Consider the following 18,225-nt stretch of genomic DNA (forward strand, 5'->3'; position numbering starts at 1 on the left):
CGAGGTTTCCCGGTGGTAACCGCTGCCTTTCCCCGGCTGGCAGCGGCTCCTATATGCGGGGCAAGACAGACAATGGCGCCAGCCAGACACGCGGCTGACTGCGCCGGAACAGGAACCAATCATGACTTCGCAAGACACCGACACAACCGGCCTCGATGATGTGTTGCAGATCGACATTGTTTCCGATGTCGTCTGCCCCTGGTGCATCGTCGGTTTCAAGCAGCTCGAACAGGCGATCGCGAGAACCGGCGTTTCGGCTGCCATCAAATGGCATCCTTTTGAACTCAATCAGGATATGGCTGCCGAGGGAGAGAACCTGCGCGAACACATCATGCGCAAATACGGCTCCAGCGCGGAGCAGTCCCAGGCAGCGCGGGACCGGCTGACGGACCTTGGCGCGAGCCTTGGTTTCGAGTTCAACTTCACCGACGACATGCGCATGGTGAACACCTTCAAGGCGCACCAGCTGATTCATTGGGCCGGTGAAAGCCGCAAGGAACACCAGTTGAAGATGGCGCTGTTCCAGGCCTATTTCGGCGACCGGAAGGACCTCAATGACAATCAGGTTCTGGCGGATGTGGCTGAAAGCATTGGCCTCGACCGGGCTGAAGCCCTTGCCGTTCTGGAAGACGGCCGCTTTGCCGAAACCGTTCGCGCGGAAGAAGCGTTCTGGACCGGCAACGGCATTCACGGCGTTCCGGCTGTCATCTTCGAGCGTCAGCACCTGGTATCAGGCGCACAGGGCGTCGATAATTTCGCGGCCATCATCACCGAGCTGACGAAGGGCAAGGCGGCCTGACGGCACAGCCTTGGAGATAACCTGTAGATTGTCCAATTTCTTCGTCATGCCATGGCTCGACCATCGCATCCACGCCGTTTCGGTTTCGCTCGACGGGTCTAGGTTTGCGGCACTGTCTCGGCATGGATTGCAGGATCAAGTCCTGAAATGACGGGGTGGGGACGGTTGTTGGTTTTCTCTGCTCAGATCAACGTCCAACGGGTGCGGTTACCAAACCCGGTCCACCCACTCGTCATGCCATGGCTCGACCATGGCATCCACGCCGTTTCGGTTTCGCTCGACAGGCCTTAGTTTGCGGCACTGTCTTGGCATGGATTGCAGGTTCAAGTCCTGCAATGAAGGGGAGGAGGAAGAGCTCGGTTATCTAACCACTCCCAGGGTAGAACCCCTTTTGCCTTACAGCTTTTCGAACAGCACTCCTGCAGCTTCGATCCGGCCGGCAGGTGTGTCGGCAGGTTCGGCGCCGTAATTTGTCCAGATCCTCAGGCCATCGGTCATGCGGCAGCGGACACCGCCGGTAAGGTCGAGCGTGTCGATCCCGGCTTCTTCGCACAGCATGGTGTAGAGGTGCTTCAGCACGGTTTCGTCACCCCAGCCGCCGACATAGACGAGATGTTCCTGGCGGTAGGCGGCGGGTTGGCCGTCTTCCAGTTCCAGGATGACTTCGCCAGCGCCTTCCAGTTCCTCGCGGTAGCCGGTGAAAGCGCCGCCGCCCTTGAGCGGCATCGGCATGTCCGGGCGCAGGCTTTCGACCCGTGAGACCGCAAGGTCGAGCCCGGGCATGTCTGGCGGCAACGGCACGGGAATGACCATGTCTGCGTTGCGGGCGGCCGTGCGCGGGCCCATCACCACCAGCGCTTCGGTTTCGGCAAGCACCTGTTTCAGGTCCTGCGGCACGTAGATCAGGCCTGGCAGGGCAACGATCCTGTAGCCGGAAAAGTCGCGGGTTTCGCCGCGCAGGATATCGACCGAAAGCCCGAGCTTGCGCAGCGCCTTGTAGGTGTCGAAAACAAGCTGGAAATAGGAAAGCTCCTTGCCGTGCGGCTGGGTGGTCCAGGCGAAATCCGCGTCATAGTCGAAGATCAGCGCTACAGATGCCTGTGGGGCCGAGACGTCAGGCGCATCGCGCAATTCGTCGGCGACCTTGCGGGCTTCGAGCAGCGCCGGTGCATCGGCATTGTCCGGGCGCAGCATGCCGGCATGCATCTGTTCCTGCGCGAAAGGCGCCTGTCGCCAACGGAAATAGCACACGGCCTCGGCGCCATGGGCATACGCCTCCCAGGCCCAAAGCCGCATCATGCCCGGCAGAGGAGCAGGATTGTGGGGGGCCCAGTTCACCGGTCCCGGCTGTTGTTCCATCACCCACCAGCGGCCCTTGCCAACGGCACGGTAAAGATCGTGGTGGAAGGCCTGGAAGTCCGGATCGCCCTGGCGCATGAAGGCCCGCTGATGGGCGTCATCCGCGCCGACACGGTCTTCCAGAAAGCCGAGCGGGTAGCTGTCCCATGTCGCGATCTCGAGATCGTCGCCGACCTTGAAGTGGTCGAAATCCGTTACCCGGCCCATGTAGTTGTGGCTGATCGGTGCGCTGGAATGCGCCCGGATGATATCGACCTGGCGCTTGTTGAAGGTAACCACCTGATCGGAGGAGAACCGCCGGAAGGCAAGTGTGTGCGAGGGGTTCGGTTCGGTTACGGTCAGGTTCGGCAGGTCGATCTCGTCAAAGGAGAGATACTCCATAGACCAGAACACGTTGCCCCAGGCGCGGTTGAGCGCCTCGATGGAGCCGTAGCGGCTCTTCAGCCAGACCCGGAAGGCTTTTCGGGCAGCCTCCGAATAGGAGAGAATCGTGTCGTGGCAACCATATTCGTTGTCGGTCTGCCAGGCGGCGACATGCGGATTGTTGCCGTAGCGCTCGGCGACAAGCTTCACGATCCGGTCGCTCTCCTGGCGAAAGCCCTCGTGTGAAAAGCAGTAGTGGCGGCGGGAACCGAACTTGCGGGGATTGCCGTCGGCATCGACAGCGACCATGTCCGGATGCTTGTCGACAACCCAGCGCGGCGGCGTTGCGGTCGGTGTGCCGAGCACGACCTTCAACCCGGCACGGCCCAGGGTCTCGATGGCCCTGTCCAGCCACTCGAAGTGCAAGTCACCCGGGCGGGGCTCGAGGCGTGACCAGGCGAATTCACCGATGCGGATCCATGTCAGCCCGGTCTCGGCCATCCGGCGGGCATCAGCTTCCCAGATTTCTTCCGGCCAGTGTTCCGGATAATAGCAGGTTCCGAGAGTGCGTTTCATGATGGATGCTCACTGCTTGATGGTTCGGCAACGCCCATCCGGATGGTGAAGCGTTGCCACATATTCCGTGTCATCCCCGCAAGGCGGGGCCTGAGAACCCTTCAAAGGTCCACTGAACTTGCATTTTGTCCCGGTGCTCCCAACACTTTGCCCGGGAGATGGACGGCGGACCTTTTAGAGCAAGACCCTGTGCTCGCTCTGTCCACGAACCTTCACTTGCGCGAAATAGGTCTTGCCTTCGTGCTCGCCAGCAAGACCTTCGGCGGCGGATGTGGCAAAGAGCGTCTGCAGATCCGCCCCGCCGAATGCCGGGCAGGAAATCTGTTTTGCAGGCATGGAAACAGCCTCGGCAAATTTCCCGTCCGCAGTATAGCGAGCAACGTGGTTCGCCCCCCAATGAGCGTTCCACAGGAACCCCTCGCTATCGACCACGGCGCCATCCGGATTGAACCCGTCGGCGGACAGATCGACGAACAGGGACGGCGCACCTGCAGGCCAGCCCTCGGCGTCCAGGGCGACCTTCTGAATGGTCAGGGTGTCGGTGTCGGCGAAATAGGCCGTCCTGCCGTCCGGCGAAAAACAGATCGCGTTGGAAATGGTGATGTCGCAGAACAGCTTGCGTAGCTCTCCCTTGTAATAGCGGTAGATCGATCCGGCGTTCTTTTCGGCGCCAAAGCCCATGGTGCCGATCCAGAAGCCTCCCTTGGGATCTGCCCTGCCGTCGTTGGACCGCGTGATTGCATTGTCGGCCTCCAGATCGCAGATCTTTGCGGAGGCTTCCGTTTCCAGATTGAACAGGAACAGCTTCGAAGAGCTGGCGATCAGGAGTTCGGTCCGGCTGACCCAGCCTGCGGCAGAGACATATTCATCGAACTGCCAGGTCTTTTCCGTGCCGTTGTCACGGCTGAGCAGGCGCTTGTTGAGAATGTCGAACCAGAACAGCTGCTGGCGTTCGGGATGCCACAACGGGCCTTCGCCAAGGGTACACTGGCGCTCGTCGAAAACTGTGCTCATGACATCACCCGCATGCTGCAACGGCCGCGTCGTAGGCGGCGACGATTTTTTCGGCCCGTTCGCTGACTTCGGCAACGCTGAAACCGGGTTTGAACAGAGCCGTTCCGATGCCGAAGCCGGCTGCTCCGGCCTTGATCCAGTCGCCGAAATTGTCCGGACCGGCACCGCCCACGGCATAGGTCGCAGTGCCCTTCGGCAATACCGCCAGCATCGCCTTCAGTCCGTCCGGGCCGATGAGCGAGGCGGGAAAGAATTTGAGGCCGTCTGCCCCGCTGCGCAGCGCCGTGAAGCACTCGCTTGGTGTCATCACACCGGGAAAGGAAGACATGCCTTCGGCTTTCGTCGTCTTGATGACATCCGGATTGCAGTCGGGTGACACGATCAGCGTGCCGCCGGCGTTCTTGACGTCGCGCACCTGTTCGGGCGCCAGCACGGTGCCTGCGCCGATCTCGGCCTTCGACGAAAAGGCTTTTGCCATGGCGGCAATGCTGACAAGCGGGTCCGGCGAGTTGAGCGGAACCTCGATACGAGTGATGCCGGCGGCAATCAGGCATTCTGTAACGGGCAGAGCCTCGTCCGGGGTCAGGCCGCGCAGGATGGCAATCAGGTTACGGCTCATGAATGCTCCGGTTCGTAGAAGGAATAGGCAAGGGTCAGGCCCTTCAAGGTGATGGTTTCCGCATCGAGTTGCCTTGAGGCATGGCCGAGATGTGTCAATGCGCTGCGATAGGCACCGGCGATCTTGTCGCTGCCCAGCAGGGCCGTGTTGCCAAGGTCGAAATCACGGCTGACAGCGGCCAGTTCGGCTCCGATCAGAAGCCCCGACAATCTGCCGCTGGCTTGTGCCGGGCCAAGGTCCGCGACAAGGCCGGCGGCGCGCACGCCGAACAGATCGGCAGTCAGCGCTTGAGGGGCATTGAAACTGTGTTCGGCCGCTTCGGCAAAGGCTGTGCTGTCGAGGTCATCGGCGGAAAGGCCGTGCCGCAGGACGGAGTGTTTGGACAGAAGCGCGAAGGTCTCTCCTGTCATGAAGGTGCGGAACCGCTCAATTCGTCCGTCCTTTAAGGCGACCCACTTGGTGTGCGTTCCAGGCAGGCACAAGGTGCCGGTATAGTTCTGATTATCCGCAAGGAACCCCGCGATCTGCGTTTCCTCGCCGCGCATGACATCTGGAGGTGTGAGCTGCTTGATGCCCGGCAGGATGAGGACGTCGAGGCGCGGGTCGGCTGCATCCACCCCGGTAGCGTTCCGGATCGACGGCGGCGCGCAGGGTACGGTCATGTAGGGGGCTTCGGCCCAACCCTGCCGTGACCCTGCCATGCCGCAGACGATCACGGGTGTGACCTCACCGTCCTTCAGGAGGTCGGCGATCAGTTCGATCAGGGCAGGTTCGAAATCCTGTTTCTCCAGTCGGCCCATGCCTTTTTCGGAGCTGCGATGGGCAAGGATGCCGCCGGCTTCGTCAAGCGCCCAGATGCGCAGATTGGTGGTGCCCCAATCCGCTGCGATCCAGGACGCTTTTGGATGTGTGTTCATCCCGTCACCACCACGCCGCCATCCACGACCAGCGCCTGTCCTGTCATCGCCTTGCTGGTTTTGGAGGCAAGGAAAAGCACCGGGTCGACCATGTCGTCCGGCTGCAGTTCAACCTTGAGACACTGCCGATCGATGTGCGCTGCCAGACCTTCCGGCGTTACCCACATGTCCTTCTGCTTCTGAGTCAGGACCCAGCCGGGCGCAATTGCGTTGACGCGGATGTTCTCCGGGCCGAATTCCCGTGCAAGGCTGCGGGTCATGCCGTTGATGCCGGAATTCGCAGTCGTGTAGACCGGGTAGCCCGCATTGCCCATCATGTAGGAGATGGACGAGAAGTTGACGATGGAGCCACCGCCGGCCGCTCGCATGCCGGCAACCACATGCTGGCAGGCAAAGAAATAGGCCTTCAGGTTGATCGCCACGGACCAGTCCCAGAACGCCTCGTCAACCTCTTCGGTCTTGTGGCGTTTGTCGTTGGCGGCATTGTTGACCAGAACCGTGATCGGGCCATGGACTTCTGCTGCCTGATCCAGGGCTGCCTTGAGGGCTGCCATGTCTGTGATGTCACAGGGCAGGAACAGCGGACGGCGGCCGTATTTCTGTTCCATCTCGTCGCAGAAGGGCGCTGCATCGGAACGCTGCACAAAGGCGACCTTCGCCCCCTGCCGCAGAAAGCCCTCCGTCAGCGCCGCGCCAATGCCGGAGCCGCCACCGGTGATGAATACCGATGCGTTGTCGAGATCCGGGTATGTTGCGTACATGGCACTTCCTCAATTGTTTTGGCGGCCTAAGCCGAAATCGGTTCGTTTTGAGTAACGTTACTCAAAGACGTTCGCCTTCCACAACCCAGACGGTTTCAGGGAACCGCCAGGGGAGCGTGAGCCCGTGGGACATCAGATATTGCCCACTGGCTTCAAGGTCTTGATGTTTCAGGAGAGGCGCACCGCGGGACAGCCGGGGCGCTTCGTCCCGATTGACGAGAGATAGCCTGTATCTGCCTTGCGGGTCCAGACCGGTCAAGCGCAACGGACGCGGCAGGATCTGGTCACTTGGTCGCGTCAGCGCGGCAAACGCAACGAAGCGGCTGCCGTCGCAGGCAAGCTGCTGTTCTGCGATCACGGCCGGATCGGCGCTGTCGAGCCGCAGGATATCGGCCTGCATCATCCAGTCCCGGTTGGCTTTCCACCAGCTCGTGACATTGCGCAGCGTTTCGGCTTCGGCTTCCGTCAGCTCACGCGGGTCCATCTCGAAGCCCATGTGGCGTTGAGCCGCGGTCCAGGCGCGCAGGCGAATGTCCAGCGTGCGGCCGGAAGTATGGCAGTGACGGGGCCCGACGTGAGAGCCTGTTACCGAGGTTGGCAGGAACAGGGCGGCATCGTGCTGAATACGCTGGCGTTCAAGCGCATCGTTGCTGTCTGAAAGCCAGACCCGGTGCGTTCGTTCCAGGACGCCGAAGTCGATGCGTCCGCCGCCGGACGAGCAGCTCTCGATCTCCACTGCTGGAAAATCGGACCGCAGACGGTCGACCAGCTCGTAAAAGCCTTCGGCCTGTCTGGCATCGACCACGGGCAGGATGCGGTTGTGGTCCCACTTGATGTAGCCGATGTCGTTGTTTTTCAGGACGTCGGCAATGTGGGTGTAAAGATAGTCGCGAACCGCCTGGTTGGACATGTCCAGCACCAGTTGCTGGCGTCCGCGGATCTGGTCGGCGTGGCCGAGTACCCAGTCGGGATGGGCGCGGCAGAGGTCACTGTCCTCGTTGACCATTTCCGGTTCGAACCAGATGCCGAACTCCATGCCGAGCGCCTTGATATGGTCGATCAGCGGGGTGAGGCCGTCCGGGTACTTGCGTTTGTCGATCACCCAGTCTCCCAGAGACGAGGTGTCGTCATCCCGGCGGCCAAACCAGCCGTCGTCCAGCACAAAGCGCTCGGCGCCCAGGTCCGCCGCTTGGGAGGCGATGGCTTTGAGTTCGTCGAGGTCGTGTTTGAAATAGACCGCTTCCCAGCAATTGTAGTGGACCGGGCGGGGTGTGCGGGCTCCCTGAACCACATGGTCGCGAACATGGCGCTGGAACCGCACGGCGGCACCGTTGAAGCCTGTGGCGGAGTAGGTTGCGTAGAGCGGTGCGCTGACGAAGTGGCGTCCGCTGGCAAGGCTGGCAGTGGCGTGGCCGAACTGGACCTGACGACGGCCATCGGCAAGTTCTTCGGCCACCATCTTGTGGCCCCCGGACCAGCCATAGTGAAACGCGAAAGCTTCACCGGCCGTGTTGGACGTTCCGGCATTGCAGACGACAAGCCCTGGAAAATGGGCGTGGTCCGTGCGGCCGGTGCGGTTGTCGCGGACGCGGGCACCGGGCGCAAACGGCAGGCGGCGGGTCAGGAATTCCGCGCACCAGCGGCCGGAAAACTCGATCATCTCGCCGGTATGAGCCGGGACCGGCAGAACCGGGGCTGCCAGCCAGTCGACCGTGATCTCATCGGCGCTTTCCAGCCGTGTCTGAAGCTTTAACAGGGATGTTTCCGGTGTCAGGACGAGATCGAAGACGAGGCTGAGATCAAGGCTCTTGTCGGCAAAGACAAGCGTCAGGCCATGAACCGACGCAGCTTCGCTTTCGAACCGGAAACTCGGCATGAGCGGCGCGCCGGATGCGTTCCTTGCAGTCAGGCCGGTTTGCCCGGGGAAGCTTTCGGAGGCTTCCGGGCACAGGCTCAGACCGGCGTTGCGGTCGACCATGCCGCCGGTGACGTCGGCAAGTGCGGCTGCCGAAAGCGTCTCAAGGTTTTCGCCAGTGGGAAGGGCGGGCCCCCAGTAGACGGCTTCCGGCAATCGGTCGTCGAAGCTGGCCAGGACCAGGCTCTGTCTGTCATCTCCAAGATGCCAGCTGCGGATCATTTCACGGCTCCGAGTGTGAGGCCTGCAATAAAGTGGCGCTGCATCAGGAAGAACATGGCGACAGGCGGCAGGGCGGCCACGATGGAACCGGCGCTCATCAGGTGGTAGGCAGCGCGATATTGCGCGTTGAAGGACGTGATGCCGGCGGTGACAGGCTGGCTTTCAACGCCCTGCGTCAGCACCACGGCCCAGAAGTAGTCGTTCCAGATGAAGGTGAAGATCAGCACCGACAGCGCGGCGATGGCCGGCTTCATCAGCGGTAGCACCACGTACCAGAAGATCCGCCATTCGGAGACGCCCTCAACGCGCGCGGCCTCGATCAGCTCAAACGGCAGGGCACGGATGAAGTTGCGCATGAAGAGTGTGCAGAAGCCGGTCTGGAAGGCGATGTGGAACAGAACCAGGCCGGTGATGGTGTTGTAGAGGCCCATCTGCAGGGTCAGGTCACGCACCGGCACCATCAGGATCTGGAACGGCACGAAGTTGCCCGCCACGAACATGAAGAAGAGCCAGATATTGGCCTTGAACTTGTAAATGCCGAGGGCGAAGCCGGTCATGCACGAGAGGCCAACCGCGCCAATCACCGTTGGAATGGTGATCTTGAACGAGTTCAGCAAATACTGCGGCATGTCCGAGCCGGTGAAGACCAGCGCGTAGTTGGTGAAGCCTTCGAAGGATGACGGCCAGCCCCAGTAGTTGGCGTTGGCGAAATCCGAATCCGGCTTGACCGAAAAGATGGCGACCGCGATCAGCGGCAGCAGCCACAGGATCAGCGCCAGTGGAAGCAGCGTCTGATAGGTGATCTGCCAGGGGCGAGACGTGCGTTCGATCGGTGTCGGGAACATGTCAGCGCGCCTTTTCTTCTTTGTACATCGACCAGAGGAAGTAGGCGATGAAGGCCAGCATGATCAGGAACAGCACCACGGCAATGGCCGCGCCGTAGCCCATGCGGAAGCCGTATTCGGAGAGTGCGACCTCGAACATGTAGAAGCTGAGCACCCGGCTGGCGCCGAAGGGCCCGCCGTTGGTCATGACCGAAATCAGGTCGAAAGAACGCAAAGCGCCGATGATGGTGACCACGAAGGCGATGAAGGTGGCCGGGCGAAGCTGCGGCACGATGATGTACCAGAGCATGCGCCAGCCCTTGGCGCCGTCGAGGCGTCCGGCCTCGATCTGCTCCGGATCGACCGCGTTGAGGCCGGTGAGATAGAGGATCATGCAATAGGCCGTCTGCGGCCAGAGACCCGCGACGATGATGCCGACAGTGACCCAGTTCTCGTCCCCCAGCACGTTGAGCGGCGGCAGGCCGACCGCGCCGAGCAGAACGTTGAGGATGCCGAATGTCGGGTCGTAGAACCAGGTGAACACCAGGCCGACGACGACCTGGGAGATCACGAAGGGAAAGAAGAACAGGGATTTGTAGAGCCGGATGCCGGTGACGGTCTGGTTCAGGAACAGCGCGATGAACAGACCTGCCGGAATGGCAAGCAGATAGAGCAGCAGCCAGATGACGTTGTTCTTCAGCGAGGTGTAGAACGCGTCATCCCAGTAGAGTTCCTCGTAATTGTAGAGCCCGACATATTCCGCCTGGCCCAAACCGTCCCACTCGTAGAGCGACAGGTTGAACGACTGGAAAATCGGAAAGATCACATAGAACAGGAAGAACAGGATCCCGGGAGCCAGGAACAGCCAGGGTGTCAACTGCTGCTGGTTGCGATGCCACCAGGAACTCTGGCGGGTCTCGGCTACGGATGCTTGGGCCATTTTCGGAACTCTTCGTGAGTCGTCGGCGTATACCGGAAAAGAGGACAGGGAGCGGTTGCCCCCTGTCCGGTCATGCAAAGGCAGACCTTATTTGTAGATACGCTGTTGGGCGCGGTCCAAACGGTCCAGGATCTTGTCCAGGTTGTCCGGCTTGACCATGAATTCCTGCAGGCCTTCCATGGCAACCTTTGCCATTTCAGCCGGGGCATCACGGTCAAAGAACTGGGCAACGCCGCCCGGGGAGTTCGTGGACAGCATTTCAAAGCCCTGTTCCAGGAACTTGTCCTGATCCACGGACGACTTGGCGTTTACCGGGAGCTGGCCGAGGTGCTTGCCGTCGTTGATCCAGGTCTGGACGTCCGGCGAGACCGCGAACTTCAGGAACTCGCGTGCGTTTTCCTTGTTCTCGGCATTGGCCGGAATGTGGAAGGTATCGGTCGGTGCGTCTTCCGCCTTGGCGATGCCCGGCGTGATTTCCACGAACTGGTAGAAATCGATCTGGTCATCGGAAAGACCGGCTTCGCGCAGCGGCGCCACGGCGAAGTTGCCCATCAGGTAAGCGGCTGCATCGCCCTTGACCATGAACGGCAGGGCTTCCTGCCAGGAGTAGGTCTGGTGGTTGTCGATGAAAGAGCCCATGTCGATGAGCTCGCGCCAGTTGGCGAAGGTCTTGCGGACTTCGTCGGACTTCCAGGACGCCTTGCCCGTGAGCAGGTCCATGTGGAAATCGAAGCCGTTGGTGCGCATGTTCAGGTAGTCGAACCAGCCACCCGCGGTCCAGAGAAACTTGGTGCCGATGGTGTAGCACTTCTTGCCGGCATCGATGATCTTCTGGCAGTTCGCCTTTTCCTCTTCCCAGGTAGTGGGTTCGGACAGGCCAAGCTCGTCGAAGATGTCTTTGCGGTAGTAAACACCCCACTGATAGTAGGTGTAGGGCACGCCCCACTGCTTGCCGTCGATGGTCATCGCGCCCTTGGTGGAGGCGAGGTTGTCGGCAATTTCGGGTTCCGCCCAAAGGTCGGACACGTCCTCGAAGAGGCCGGCCTCCACGTAAGGCCGCATGCGGTTGGCCGCGTACCAGGTGGCAACGTCCGGCGCATTTGCCGTCAGGAAGTTGCGGATCTGGGTCTTGTAGGCTTCCCGGTCAATCACCGTCGTCTCGATGTTCAGCTCCGGGTTCTTCTCCTGGAACTGAGCGATCATCTCTTCCATGGTCGCGCGCGGCGCCGGGTTCGATGTGTCGAGAAAGATTTTCAGATTGCCTGTCAGGCCGTCAGCAGAAGCTGCGCCCATCGCGGCTGCCAACATGGCAAATGCCGCGACGGACGTTTTCAGCATGGAACGCATGGTGTCCTCCCTTTTGGTTCCATTATGTGAAACTTAGTTTTGTATATTGATACTTTGATGCGATGGCGATAAGTTGTCAACAGGCTCGACGACAAGAAACGGGCCGAAGGAGGAGCTCATGAACAAACAGGCGGGGTCATCGACAGGTGACGGCACGGTCGGCAAGGCGCTGGAAGTGCTGGACAAGGTTGCGGCTGTGGGCCGGCCTGTGCGCTTTTCCGAACTGCTGTCTGAAAGCACCCATCCCAAGGCGACGCTGTACCGGCTGCTGCAGACGTTGGTGAGCCAGGGCATGCTGGCCTACGACGAGCGCCAGCAGACCTATTCGCTGGGTATCCGCCTGGTGCGGCTGGCGCATGCGGCCTGGCGGCAAAGTTCCATCGCGCCGATTGCGCGTCCCTTCATCAACGCCTTGTCGGAAGCGGTCGGCGAAACCGTTCACCTGGCACAGCTCGACAGCGGGCAGGTGCTTTACGTCGACAAGAGAAACCCGACCAATGCCGTCGACATGTTTTCGCAGGCCGGCAAGGTTGGTCCGGCCTATTGCACTGGGGTCGGCAAGGCCCTGATGGCCTTTCTGGAGCCTGCGGACCTCGATCACGTCTTAAAGAAGCAGTCGTTCTATCGCTACACCCCGGCAACGCTGGCCAGCGAAGCTGAACTGCGGGCGGACCTGGAAAAGATCCGCCAAGAGGGGCTGTCCTACGACCGCGAGGAACACGAGCCCGGCATCATCTGCATTGCAGCGCCGATCCTGTCGTCCAAGGGGCGGCCGGTCGGGGCGCTTTCCGTTACCACGTCCACGCAGCGCAAGAGCCTCGAACAGCTTCTGGAGGCACGGCCTGCACTGCTGGATACGGCCTCCAAGATCGCGGCGGCGGTCGAGGACTGGCAGTTCCCTGCCTAACAAGAATCCCAAGGGAGAGAGAATTACATGTCTGGCGTCACACTGACAAAAGCCGTCAAGAAATATGGCGACCTGGAAGTCATCCACGGAGTGGACCTTCAGATCGAGCATGGCGAATTCTGCGTTTTTGTCGGTCCGTCCGGCTGTGGCAAGTCCACCCTTCTGCGCATGATCGCCGGGCTGGAGGAAACGACCGACGGCAGGATCGAGATCGGTGACCGTGATGTGACCAAGTCAGACCCCGCGGAACGGGGCGTTGCCATGGTGTTCCAGACCTATGCGCTTTACCCGCATATGACGGTCGAGGAGAACATGGGCTTCGGGCTGAAGATGAACGGTCATCCGAAGGCCGAGATCCAGTCCAAGGTTGCCGAAGCCAGCCGCATCCTGAAGCTGGACCCTTATCTGAAGCGCAAGCCGAAGGCTCTTTCCGGCGGGCAGCGCCAGCGCGTCGCCATCGGCCGGGCCATTGTGCGCGGACCGGAAGTGTTCCTGTTCGACGAACCGCTCTCCAACCTGGATGCCGAGTTGCGTGTCGACATGCGCGTTGAAATCGCCCGCCTGCACAAGGATATCGGCGCGACGATGATCTACGTGACGCACGACCAGGTCGAGGCGATGACGCTGGCGGACAAGATCGTGGTTCTGCGTGGTGGCAATATCGAGCAGGTCGGCTCGCCGATGCAGCTCTATTCCGATCCGGACAACAGGTTCGTCGCCGGTTTCATCGGTTCCCCCAGCATGAACTTCGTGGAAGGTATTGCCGGGGAGGGTGAGGTCAGTGTTGCCGCGTTCGGCGGTGTTGCCGTGCCGACATCGGTCGCGCTGCCCGCCAAGGGCGAAAAGGTGCTGGTCGGTCTGCGCCCGCAGCATCTGAAAGTCTCGCCTGCGCAGGAAGGGGCGAAGGTCGATCTGTGCGAGCAGCTTGGTGGTGTCGCCTATTCCTATCTCATCTGCCCGACGGGCGAGCGTGTGATCGTGGAAACCAAGGGTGAGGATGCGCCTGTTTCTGATGGAACTGTCGCCATCGACTTCGACCCGGCTTCGGCGCTGTTCTTCGATGCGAAGACGGAACAGCGGCTGAGGTAGTCTCGCCAACGCGACTGGTCCAGGCGGCCCGCCTTCCGCACGTGGTTCTGGACAAGTGAGGCAATGCCGAACCGGCAACCGGATATCAGCCGTGCCATTGGCGCGTCTCCTTGTACGAAAAAGAGTTCGCTACACGCACGCAGATGCGCTGGATTCCGGATCTGCACGCAGCTTATGCTGCGCTTGTCCGGAAAGACTGTGGGTAACCGTTGAAGGCCTTGTTCTCGAGGGGCTGGCAAAACGGATTGCGCAGGGGACTGAGAACGCCTTTCCACTTATGCCGGGACGCAGAGCCTCTGGTCTGCGGGTCGCTTGCATTGCATTCGTCTGGTGGGCGGGTCTGTTTTTTGACGATTTTGGCGGCTCTCCTGTCAGGGCCGATCTTTTTTCTCTGTCATCATCATCCTTCAGACAGTCTTTATCACATGACTGTCTGGCATTGCGCTGCCGCTCTTGGTGCTGTGTCTTTGCAGGACCGGGCTGCATTCATCTGTCATGAGCTCGTGTTACGCTAACTGACGACCCGCCCGGAAAGGCGGCCACTTCGAACGCGCATCTTGCCTTGACATGAATACTGATTCATGTGTCATATATTCCAGCGTCAGGCGATGATGTTACCCTGTGGAGGCCGTGGGAGCGGCCGGGCAGGTTTGCCGGCCTTTCGCGCAATGGGAGGAGAATTCATGACGAAACGCGTTTTCCGCTGGGCCGTGCCGCTTCTGGCTGGCATCAGCGTGGCGGCTGCCGGGATTGCCGGTGCCCAGGCCGACGATATCAAGATCGCCCATGTTTACGGCAAGACCGGTGCCCTGGAGGCCTATGCGAAACAGTCGCATACCGGCCTGATGATGGGTCTCGAATATGCCACCGACGGCACCATGGAAATCGACGGCCGCAAGATCGTGGTCATCGAGAAGGACACCCAACTGAAGCCGGATATCGGCAAGGCCGCGCTGGCGGAAGCCTATGGTGACGATGAAGTCGATATTGCTGTCGGTCCCGTCTCCTCCGGCGTTGCGCTGGCCATGCTGCCGGTCGCCGAAGAATACGAGAAGGTGCTTCTGGTGGAGCCGGCAGTTGCCGACAGCATCACCGGCGAGAACTGGAACCGCTACATCTTCCGCACGGCGCGCAACTCGTCCCAGGACGCTATCGCCAACGCTGTCGCACTGGGGCAGGAAGGCGTCTCCATCGCAACGCTTGCACAGGACTATGCCTTCGGCCGTGACGGCGTCGCCGCCTTCAAGGAAGCGCTTGAAGGCACGGGTGCCAAATTGGTGTTCGAGGAATATGCGCCGACCGATACCAAGGATTTCACAGCCAACGCGCAGCGCGTCTTTGATGCCCTGAAGGATGAGCCGGGCCGCAAGTTCCTGTTCGTGATCTGGGCCGGTGGCGGCAATCCGATCAGCAAGATCAAGGCAATGGAGCCGGAGCGCTTTGGTGTCGAGATTGCCACGGGTGGCAACATCCTGGCTGCCATGGCGGCCTACAAGGAACTGCCGGGCATGGAAGGCGCGACGTACTATTACTACGAGATCCCGAAGAACCCGGTAAACGACTGGCTGGTGGCCGAACACCAGAAGCGCTTCAACGCGCCGCCGGACTTCTTCACCGCGGGTGGCATGTCTTCCGGCATTGCCATTGTCGAGGCGATCCGCAAGGCTGGGTCCACGGAGACCGAAGACCTGATCACTGCCATGGAAGGCATGGAGTTTGAAACGCCAAAGGGCAAGATGATGTTCCGGGCGGAAGATCACCAGGCCTTGCAGTCGATGTATCACTTCAAGATCAAGGTCGATCCGGATGTCGAATGGGGCATCCCGGAGCTGGTGCGCGAGTTGACAATCGAGGACATGAACATCCCGGTGCGCAACCAGTAAGCCGAATGAAGACGCGGCGGAGCCTTCATTTCCGCCTGCGTGGCCCCAAGACCCTTAAGTTTGCCCGGCTGGTGGGAAACCCGTCCGGCCGGGCACTCATCCGATACAGTTTTCGCGACAATACAAGCCTGGGAACGCGCATCGTGGCCAAGGAACACCCGATTCTGGAAACGAGGGACCTGACCATTCGCTTCGGCGGTCATGTGGCGGTCGATCACGTTTCCTGCGCCTTCGAGCGAGGCACCCTGACGGCGATCGTTGGGCCGAACGGCGCAGGCAAGACCACCTATTTCAACCTGATCTCCGGTCAGCTGGCAGCGACTTCCGGGGCTGTGCTGCTCAACGGCGAGACCATCACCCGACTGTCGGTGCCTGAACGCACCGACAGGGGGATCGGTCGTGCGTTCCAGCTGACCAATCTCTTTCCGACCCTGAGCGTGCGCGAAAACGTGCGGCTTGTAGCGCAGGCGAAGGCACGCAAGGGGTTCGATCTCTTCACCGTTGCAGAAAGCCATGTGGAACTTCTGGAGCGGGCAGACCACGTGCTGGCGGAGGTCCGGCTGATCGATCAGGCCGACCAGACCGTTTCCGCTCTGCCCCATGGTGACCAGCGCAAGCTTGAGGTGGCGCTGCTGATCGCGCTTGGGCCCCAGGTGCTCATGTTCGACGAGCCGACCGCCGGAATGAGCGTCGACGAAGTGCCGGTGATCCTGGAGCTGATCCAGAAACTGAAGAGCGACATGGACCGGACGATCCTGCTGGTGGAGCACAAGATGGATGTCATTCGCACCCTGGCCGACCGTATCATCGTTCTGCACAACGGGGCGCTGGTGGCCGATGGAGAACCCTCGGAAGTGATTGCCCTGCCGATCGTGCAGGAGGCTTATCTCGGCAAGGCAGCGGCTTCCTCCGGGGAGGCTGCGTGATGGCGGAAAATCTGCTCACCCTTTCCGGAGTGCACACCCATATCGGCCCTTACCACATCCTGCAGGGTGTGGACCTCGCAGTGCCTGAAGGTGGGGTGACCGTTCTGCTCGGCCGCAACGGCGCGGGCAAGACCACAACCTTGCGCACCATCATGGGGCTCTGGACGGCCAGCCAGGGCGATATCCGGTTTGACGATCATGTGATCACCAAACTGTCGACACCCGAAGTTTCCCGCAGGGGAATTGCCTTCGTGCCGGAAGACATGGGCATCTTCACCGATCTGACAGTTGCCGAAAACATGATCCTGGCCGCTGCCAACGGGCCGATGGACCAGAAGCGCCTTGCCTGGATCAAGGAGCTGTTTCCGCCGATCGGCAGCTTCTGGAATTCCTCCGCAGGAACGCTGTCCGGTGGTCAGAAGCAGATGCTGTCCGTGGCGCGGGCGATCATCGAGCCGCGCCGGCTGATCCTGATCGACGAGCCGACGAAGGGCCTCGCACCGGCGATCATCAAGGCGATGACCGATGCGCTGAAGGAACTGAAGGAAACCGACACCACCATCCTGCTGGTGGAGCAGAATTTCGCCATGGCATCCAGCATCGGCGACACGGTCGCGGTGATGGACGATGGTCACATCATTCATTCCGGCCGCATGGACGAACTGGTGGCGGATGTCGCCTTGCAGGAAAAACTCATGGGACTGAGCCTGGAGGCGCATCAATGAGCGAGACGGCGATCAAACCGCGGATCGAGAAGATCCCGCTGAAGGAACAGCTTGCCCAGAAACTGCCGGTGCTGCTGGTGCCGTTGCTGGCCGCCGTCGGGCTTATTGCCATCGGCAATCCGGCAAGCTGGCTGACACTGACGGTGGCCGGGTTGGCCATGGGCATGATGATCTTCATCATGGCGTCCGGCCTGACCGTGGTCTTCGGGCTGATGGACGTGATCAACTTCGGCCATGGCGCCTTTGTCGCCGTCGGTGCCTTTGTCGGCTTCACGGTGCTGGCCTGGCTGGCCGGCTGGACGGCTTCGCCAAGCGTCTTCATGAACCTCTCCGCCGTTCTGATTGCCATCCTTGCGGCCATGCTCGTCACCGGCCTGCTCGGTCTCGCCTTCGAGCGGGTGATCGTGATGCCGGTCTACGGCGAACATCTGAAGCAGATCCTTGTCACCATGGGCGGGCTGATCGTTGCCCAGCAGATGATCTACGTGGTCTGGGGGCCGGACGAGCTGCATATGTCCCGCCCGGAAGCCTTGCAGGGATCGCTGGTGATCGGCGAAGCGGCCATCGAGAAATATCGCCTGGTGGCGGTCGGCATTGGTCTCGCGCTGTTCATCGGCATGCGCCATATCCTGAAGAACACCAAGATCGGTCTGCTGGTGCGCGCCGGGGTGGAGAACGGCGAGATGGTGGAAGCGCTCGGCTACCGTATCCGCCGGCTGTTCCTGATCGTGTTCATGACCGGGTCGGCGCTGGCCGGGCTTGGGGGCGTCATGTGGGGCCTCTATCAGGAAACGATTACCGCACACATGGGCTCGGAGATCATGGTGCTGGTGTTCATCGTGGTGATCATCGGCGGCCTTGGCTCGGTCGAGGGCTGTTTCATCGGCGCCATGCTGGTGGGACTGCTTGCCAACTACACGGCCTTCCTGGCGCCGAAGGTGGCGCTGATCTCGACCATCGCGCTGATGGTCGTGGTGCTGATGTGGCGGCCGCAGGGCCTTTATCCGGTGGTCAAGGCGAAGTAGGGACGGAACAAGAT

At 61.0% G+C, this 18,225-nt stretch carries 16 protein-coding genes; 7 read left to right on the forward strand and 9 right to left on the reverse strand.

Annotated features, from left to right (window positions below; all coding sequences use genetic code 11):
• The first annotated feature begins 121 nt into the window (after positions 1-121).
• On the forward strand, positions 122-799 hold the full coding sequence (locus FIV05_RS11430; protein WP_152509623.1) for a DsbA family oxidoreductase: 678 nt from the start codon (positions 122-124) through the stop codon (positions 797-799).
• A 396-nt stretch (positions 800-1,195) separates the two neighbouring features.
• Here the strand turns inward: FIV05_RS11430 and FIV05_RS11435 are convergent, their stop codons facing one another.
• The 9 genes from FIV05_RS11435 to FIV05_RS11475 all read right to left on the reverse strand — a co-directional run bounded on the left by FIV05_RS11435 (position 1,196) and on the right by FIV05_RS11475 (position 11,656).
• Positions 1,196-3,097 (reverse strand): beta-galactosidase, encoded by a 1,902-nt coding sequence (locus FIV05_RS11435; protein ID WP_152509624.1) that lies wholly within the window; start codon positions 3,095-3,097, stop codon positions 1,196-1,198.
• Positions 3,098-3,271: 174 nt separating this feature from the next.
• Positions 3,272-4,111, reverse strand: a complete 840-nt coding sequence (locus FIV05_RS11440) for an SMP-30/gluconolactonase/LRE family protein (RefSeq protein ID WP_152509625.1) — start codon at positions 4,109-4,111, stop codon at positions 3,272-3,274.
• 4 nt (positions 4,112-4,115) lie between these two features.
• Complete coding sequence (locus FIV05_RS11445; protein WP_152509626.1) at positions 4,116-4,730, reverse strand: 2-dehydro-3-deoxy-6-phosphogalactonate aldolase; 615 nt, start codon at positions 4,728-4,730, stop codon at positions 4,116-4,118.
• On the reverse strand, positions 4,727-5,647 hold the full coding sequence (locus tag FIV05_RS11450) for a 2-dehydro-3-deoxygalactonokinase (RefSeq protein WP_152509627.1): 921 nt from the start codon (positions 5,645-5,647) through the stop codon (positions 4,727-4,729). The genes FIV05_RS11445 and FIV05_RS11450 overlap by 4 nt, the downstream gene beginning before the upstream one ends.
• Positions 5,644-6,408: an SDR family oxidoreductase gene (locus FIV05_RS11455; RefSeq protein WP_152509628.1), complete on the reverse strand. Its 765-nt coding sequence runs from the start codon at positions 6,406-6,408 to the stop codon at positions 5,644-5,646. Before FIV05_RS11455 ends, FIV05_RS11450 begins: the two co-directional genes overlap by 4 nt.
• 61 nt (positions 6,409-6,469) lie before the next feature.
• Positions 6,470-8,545, reverse strand: a complete 2,076-nt coding sequence (locus FIV05_RS11460) for an alpha-galactosidase (protein ID WP_152509629.1) — start codon at positions 8,543-8,545, stop codon at positions 6,470-6,472.
• Positions 8,542-9,390, reverse strand: coding sequence for a carbohydrate ABC transporter permease (locus tag FIV05_RS11465; RefSeq protein WP_023003019.1), 849 nt, complete (start codon positions 9,388-9,390; stop codon positions 8,542-8,544). Before FIV05_RS11465 ends, FIV05_RS11460 begins: the two co-directional genes overlap by 4 nt.
• Before the next feature lies 1 nt (position 9,391).
• Positions 9,392-10,309, reverse strand: coding sequence for a sugar ABC transporter permease (locus FIV05_RS11470; protein ID WP_023003020.1), 918 nt, complete (start codon positions 10,307-10,309; stop codon positions 9,392-9,394).
• Between the two features lie 87 nt (positions 10,310-10,396).
• Positions 10,397-11,656: an extracellular solute-binding protein gene (locus FIV05_RS11475; protein ID WP_152509630.1), complete on the reverse strand. Its 1,260-nt coding sequence runs from the start codon at positions 11,654-11,656 to the stop codon at positions 10,397-10,399.
• 118 nt (positions 11,657-11,774) lie between these two features.
• Here FIV05_RS11475 and FIV05_RS11480 point away from each other — a divergent pair, with 118 nt between their 5' ends.
• The 6 genes from FIV05_RS11480 to FIV05_RS11505 all read left to right on the forward strand — a co-directional run bounded on the left by FIV05_RS11480 (position 11,775) and on the right by FIV05_RS11505 (position 18,211).
• Positions 11,775-12,563 (forward strand): IclR family transcriptional regulator, encoded by a 789-nt coding sequence (locus tag FIV05_RS11480; RefSeq protein WP_152509631.1) that lies wholly within the window; start codon positions 11,775-11,777, stop codon positions 12,561-12,563.
• A 27-nt stretch (positions 12,564-12,590) separates the two neighbouring features.
• A complete protein-coding gene (gene ugpC, locus FIV05_RS11485; protein WP_152509632.1) occupies positions 12,591-13,652 on the forward strand; it encodes a sn-glycerol-3-phosphate ABC transporter ATP-binding protein UgpC in 1,062 nt (353 codons plus the stop codon).
• A 683-nt stretch (positions 13,653-14,335) separates the two neighbouring features.
• Positions 14,336-15,535, forward strand: coding sequence for a substrate-binding domain-containing protein (locus FIV05_RS11490; RefSeq protein ID WP_023003024.1), 1,200 nt, complete (start codon positions 14,336-14,338; stop codon positions 15,533-15,535).
• Positions 15,536-15,678: 143 nt separating this feature from the next.
• The gene (locus tag FIV05_RS11495; protein ID WP_173013984.1) at positions 15,679-16,461 is read left to right on the forward strand and encodes an ABC transporter ATP-binding protein; all 783 of its coding nucleotides are present in this window, start codon (positions 15,679-15,681) and stop codon (positions 16,459-16,461) included.
• Positions 16,461-17,186 (forward strand): ABC transporter ATP-binding protein, encoded by a 726-nt coding sequence (locus FIV05_RS11500; protein WP_152509633.1) that lies wholly within the window; start codon positions 16,461-16,463, stop codon positions 17,184-17,186. The genes FIV05_RS11495 and FIV05_RS11500 overlap by 1 nt, the downstream gene beginning before the upstream one ends.
• Entirely contained in the window at positions 17,183-18,211 is a 1,029-nt protein-coding gene (locus FIV05_RS11505) for a branched-chain amino acid ABC transporter permease (RefSeq protein ID WP_152509634.1), read from the forward strand. Before FIV05_RS11500 ends, FIV05_RS11505 begins: the two co-directional genes overlap by 4 nt.
• The last annotated feature ends 14 nt before the right edge of the window (positions 18,212-18,225 follow it).

Origin of the sequence: Labrenzia sp. THAF191a (assembly GCF_009363335.1) — a bacterium.
GTDB lineage: Bacteria > Pseudomonadota > Alphaproteobacteria > Rhizobiales > Stappiaceae > Roseibium > Roseibium algicola.

What these genes read in the sequence shown, in the direction of transcription:
- FIV05_RS11430 (WP_152509623.1), top strand. Translation starts at nt 122, where the DNA reads ATGACTTCGCAAGACACCGACACAACCGGCCTCGATGATGTGTTGCAG.
- FIV05_RS11435 (WP_152509624.1), bottom strand. Translation starts at nt 3,097, where the DNA reads ATGAAACGCACTCTCGGAACCTGCTATTATCCGGAACACTGGCCGGAA.
- FIV05_RS11440 (WP_152509625.1), bottom strand. Translation starts at nt 4,111, where the DNA reads ATGAGCACAGTTTTCGACGAGCGCCAGTGTACCCTTGGCGAAGGCCCG.
- FIV05_RS11445 (WP_152509626.1), bottom strand. Translation starts at nt 4,730, where the DNA reads ATGAGCCGTAACCTGATTGCCATCCTGCGCGGCCTGACCCCGGACGAG.
- FIV05_RS11450 (WP_152509627.1), bottom strand. Translation starts at nt 5,647, where the DNA reads ATGAACACACATCCAAAAGCGTCCTGGATCGCAGCGGATTGGGGCACC.
- FIV05_RS11455 (WP_152509628.1), bottom strand. Translation starts at nt 6,408, where the DNA reads ATGTACGCAACATACCCGGATCTCGACAACGCATCGGTATTCATCACC.
- FIV05_RS11460 (WP_152509629.1), bottom strand. Translation starts at nt 8,545, where the DNA reads ATGATCCGCAGCTGGCATCTTGGAGATGACAGACAGAGCCTGGTCCTG.
- FIV05_RS11465 (WP_023003019.1), bottom strand. Translation starts at nt 9,390, where the DNA reads ATGTTCCCGACACCGATCGAACGCACGTCTCGCCCCTGGCAGATCACC.
- FIV05_RS11470 (WP_023003020.1), bottom strand. Translation starts at nt 10,309, where the DNA reads ATGGCCCAAGCATCCGTAGCCGAGACCCGCCAGAGTTCCTGGTGGCAT.
- FIV05_RS11475 (WP_152509630.1), bottom strand. Translation starts at nt 11,656, where the DNA reads ATGCGTTCCATGCTGAAAACGTCCGTCGCGGCATTTGCCATGTTGGCA.
- FIV05_RS11480 (WP_152509631.1), top strand. Translation starts at nt 11,775, where the DNA reads ATGAACAAACAGGCGGGGTCATCGACAGGTGACGGCACGGTCGGCAAG.
- ugpC (WP_152509632.1), top strand. Translation starts at nt 12,591, where the DNA reads ATGTCTGGCGTCACACTGACAAAAGCCGTCAAGAAATATGGCGACCTG.
- FIV05_RS11490 (WP_023003024.1), top strand. Translation starts at nt 14,336, where the DNA reads ATGACGAAACGCGTTTTCCGCTGGGCCGTGCCGCTTCTGGCTGGCATC.
- FIV05_RS11500 (WP_152509633.1), top strand. Translation starts at nt 16,461, where the DNA reads ATGGCGGAAAATCTGCTCACCCTTTCCGGAGTGCACACCCATATCGGC.
- FIV05_RS11505 (WP_152509634.1), top strand. Translation starts at nt 17,183, where the DNA reads ATGAGCGAGACGGCGATCAAACCGCGGATCGAGAAGATCCCGCTGAAG.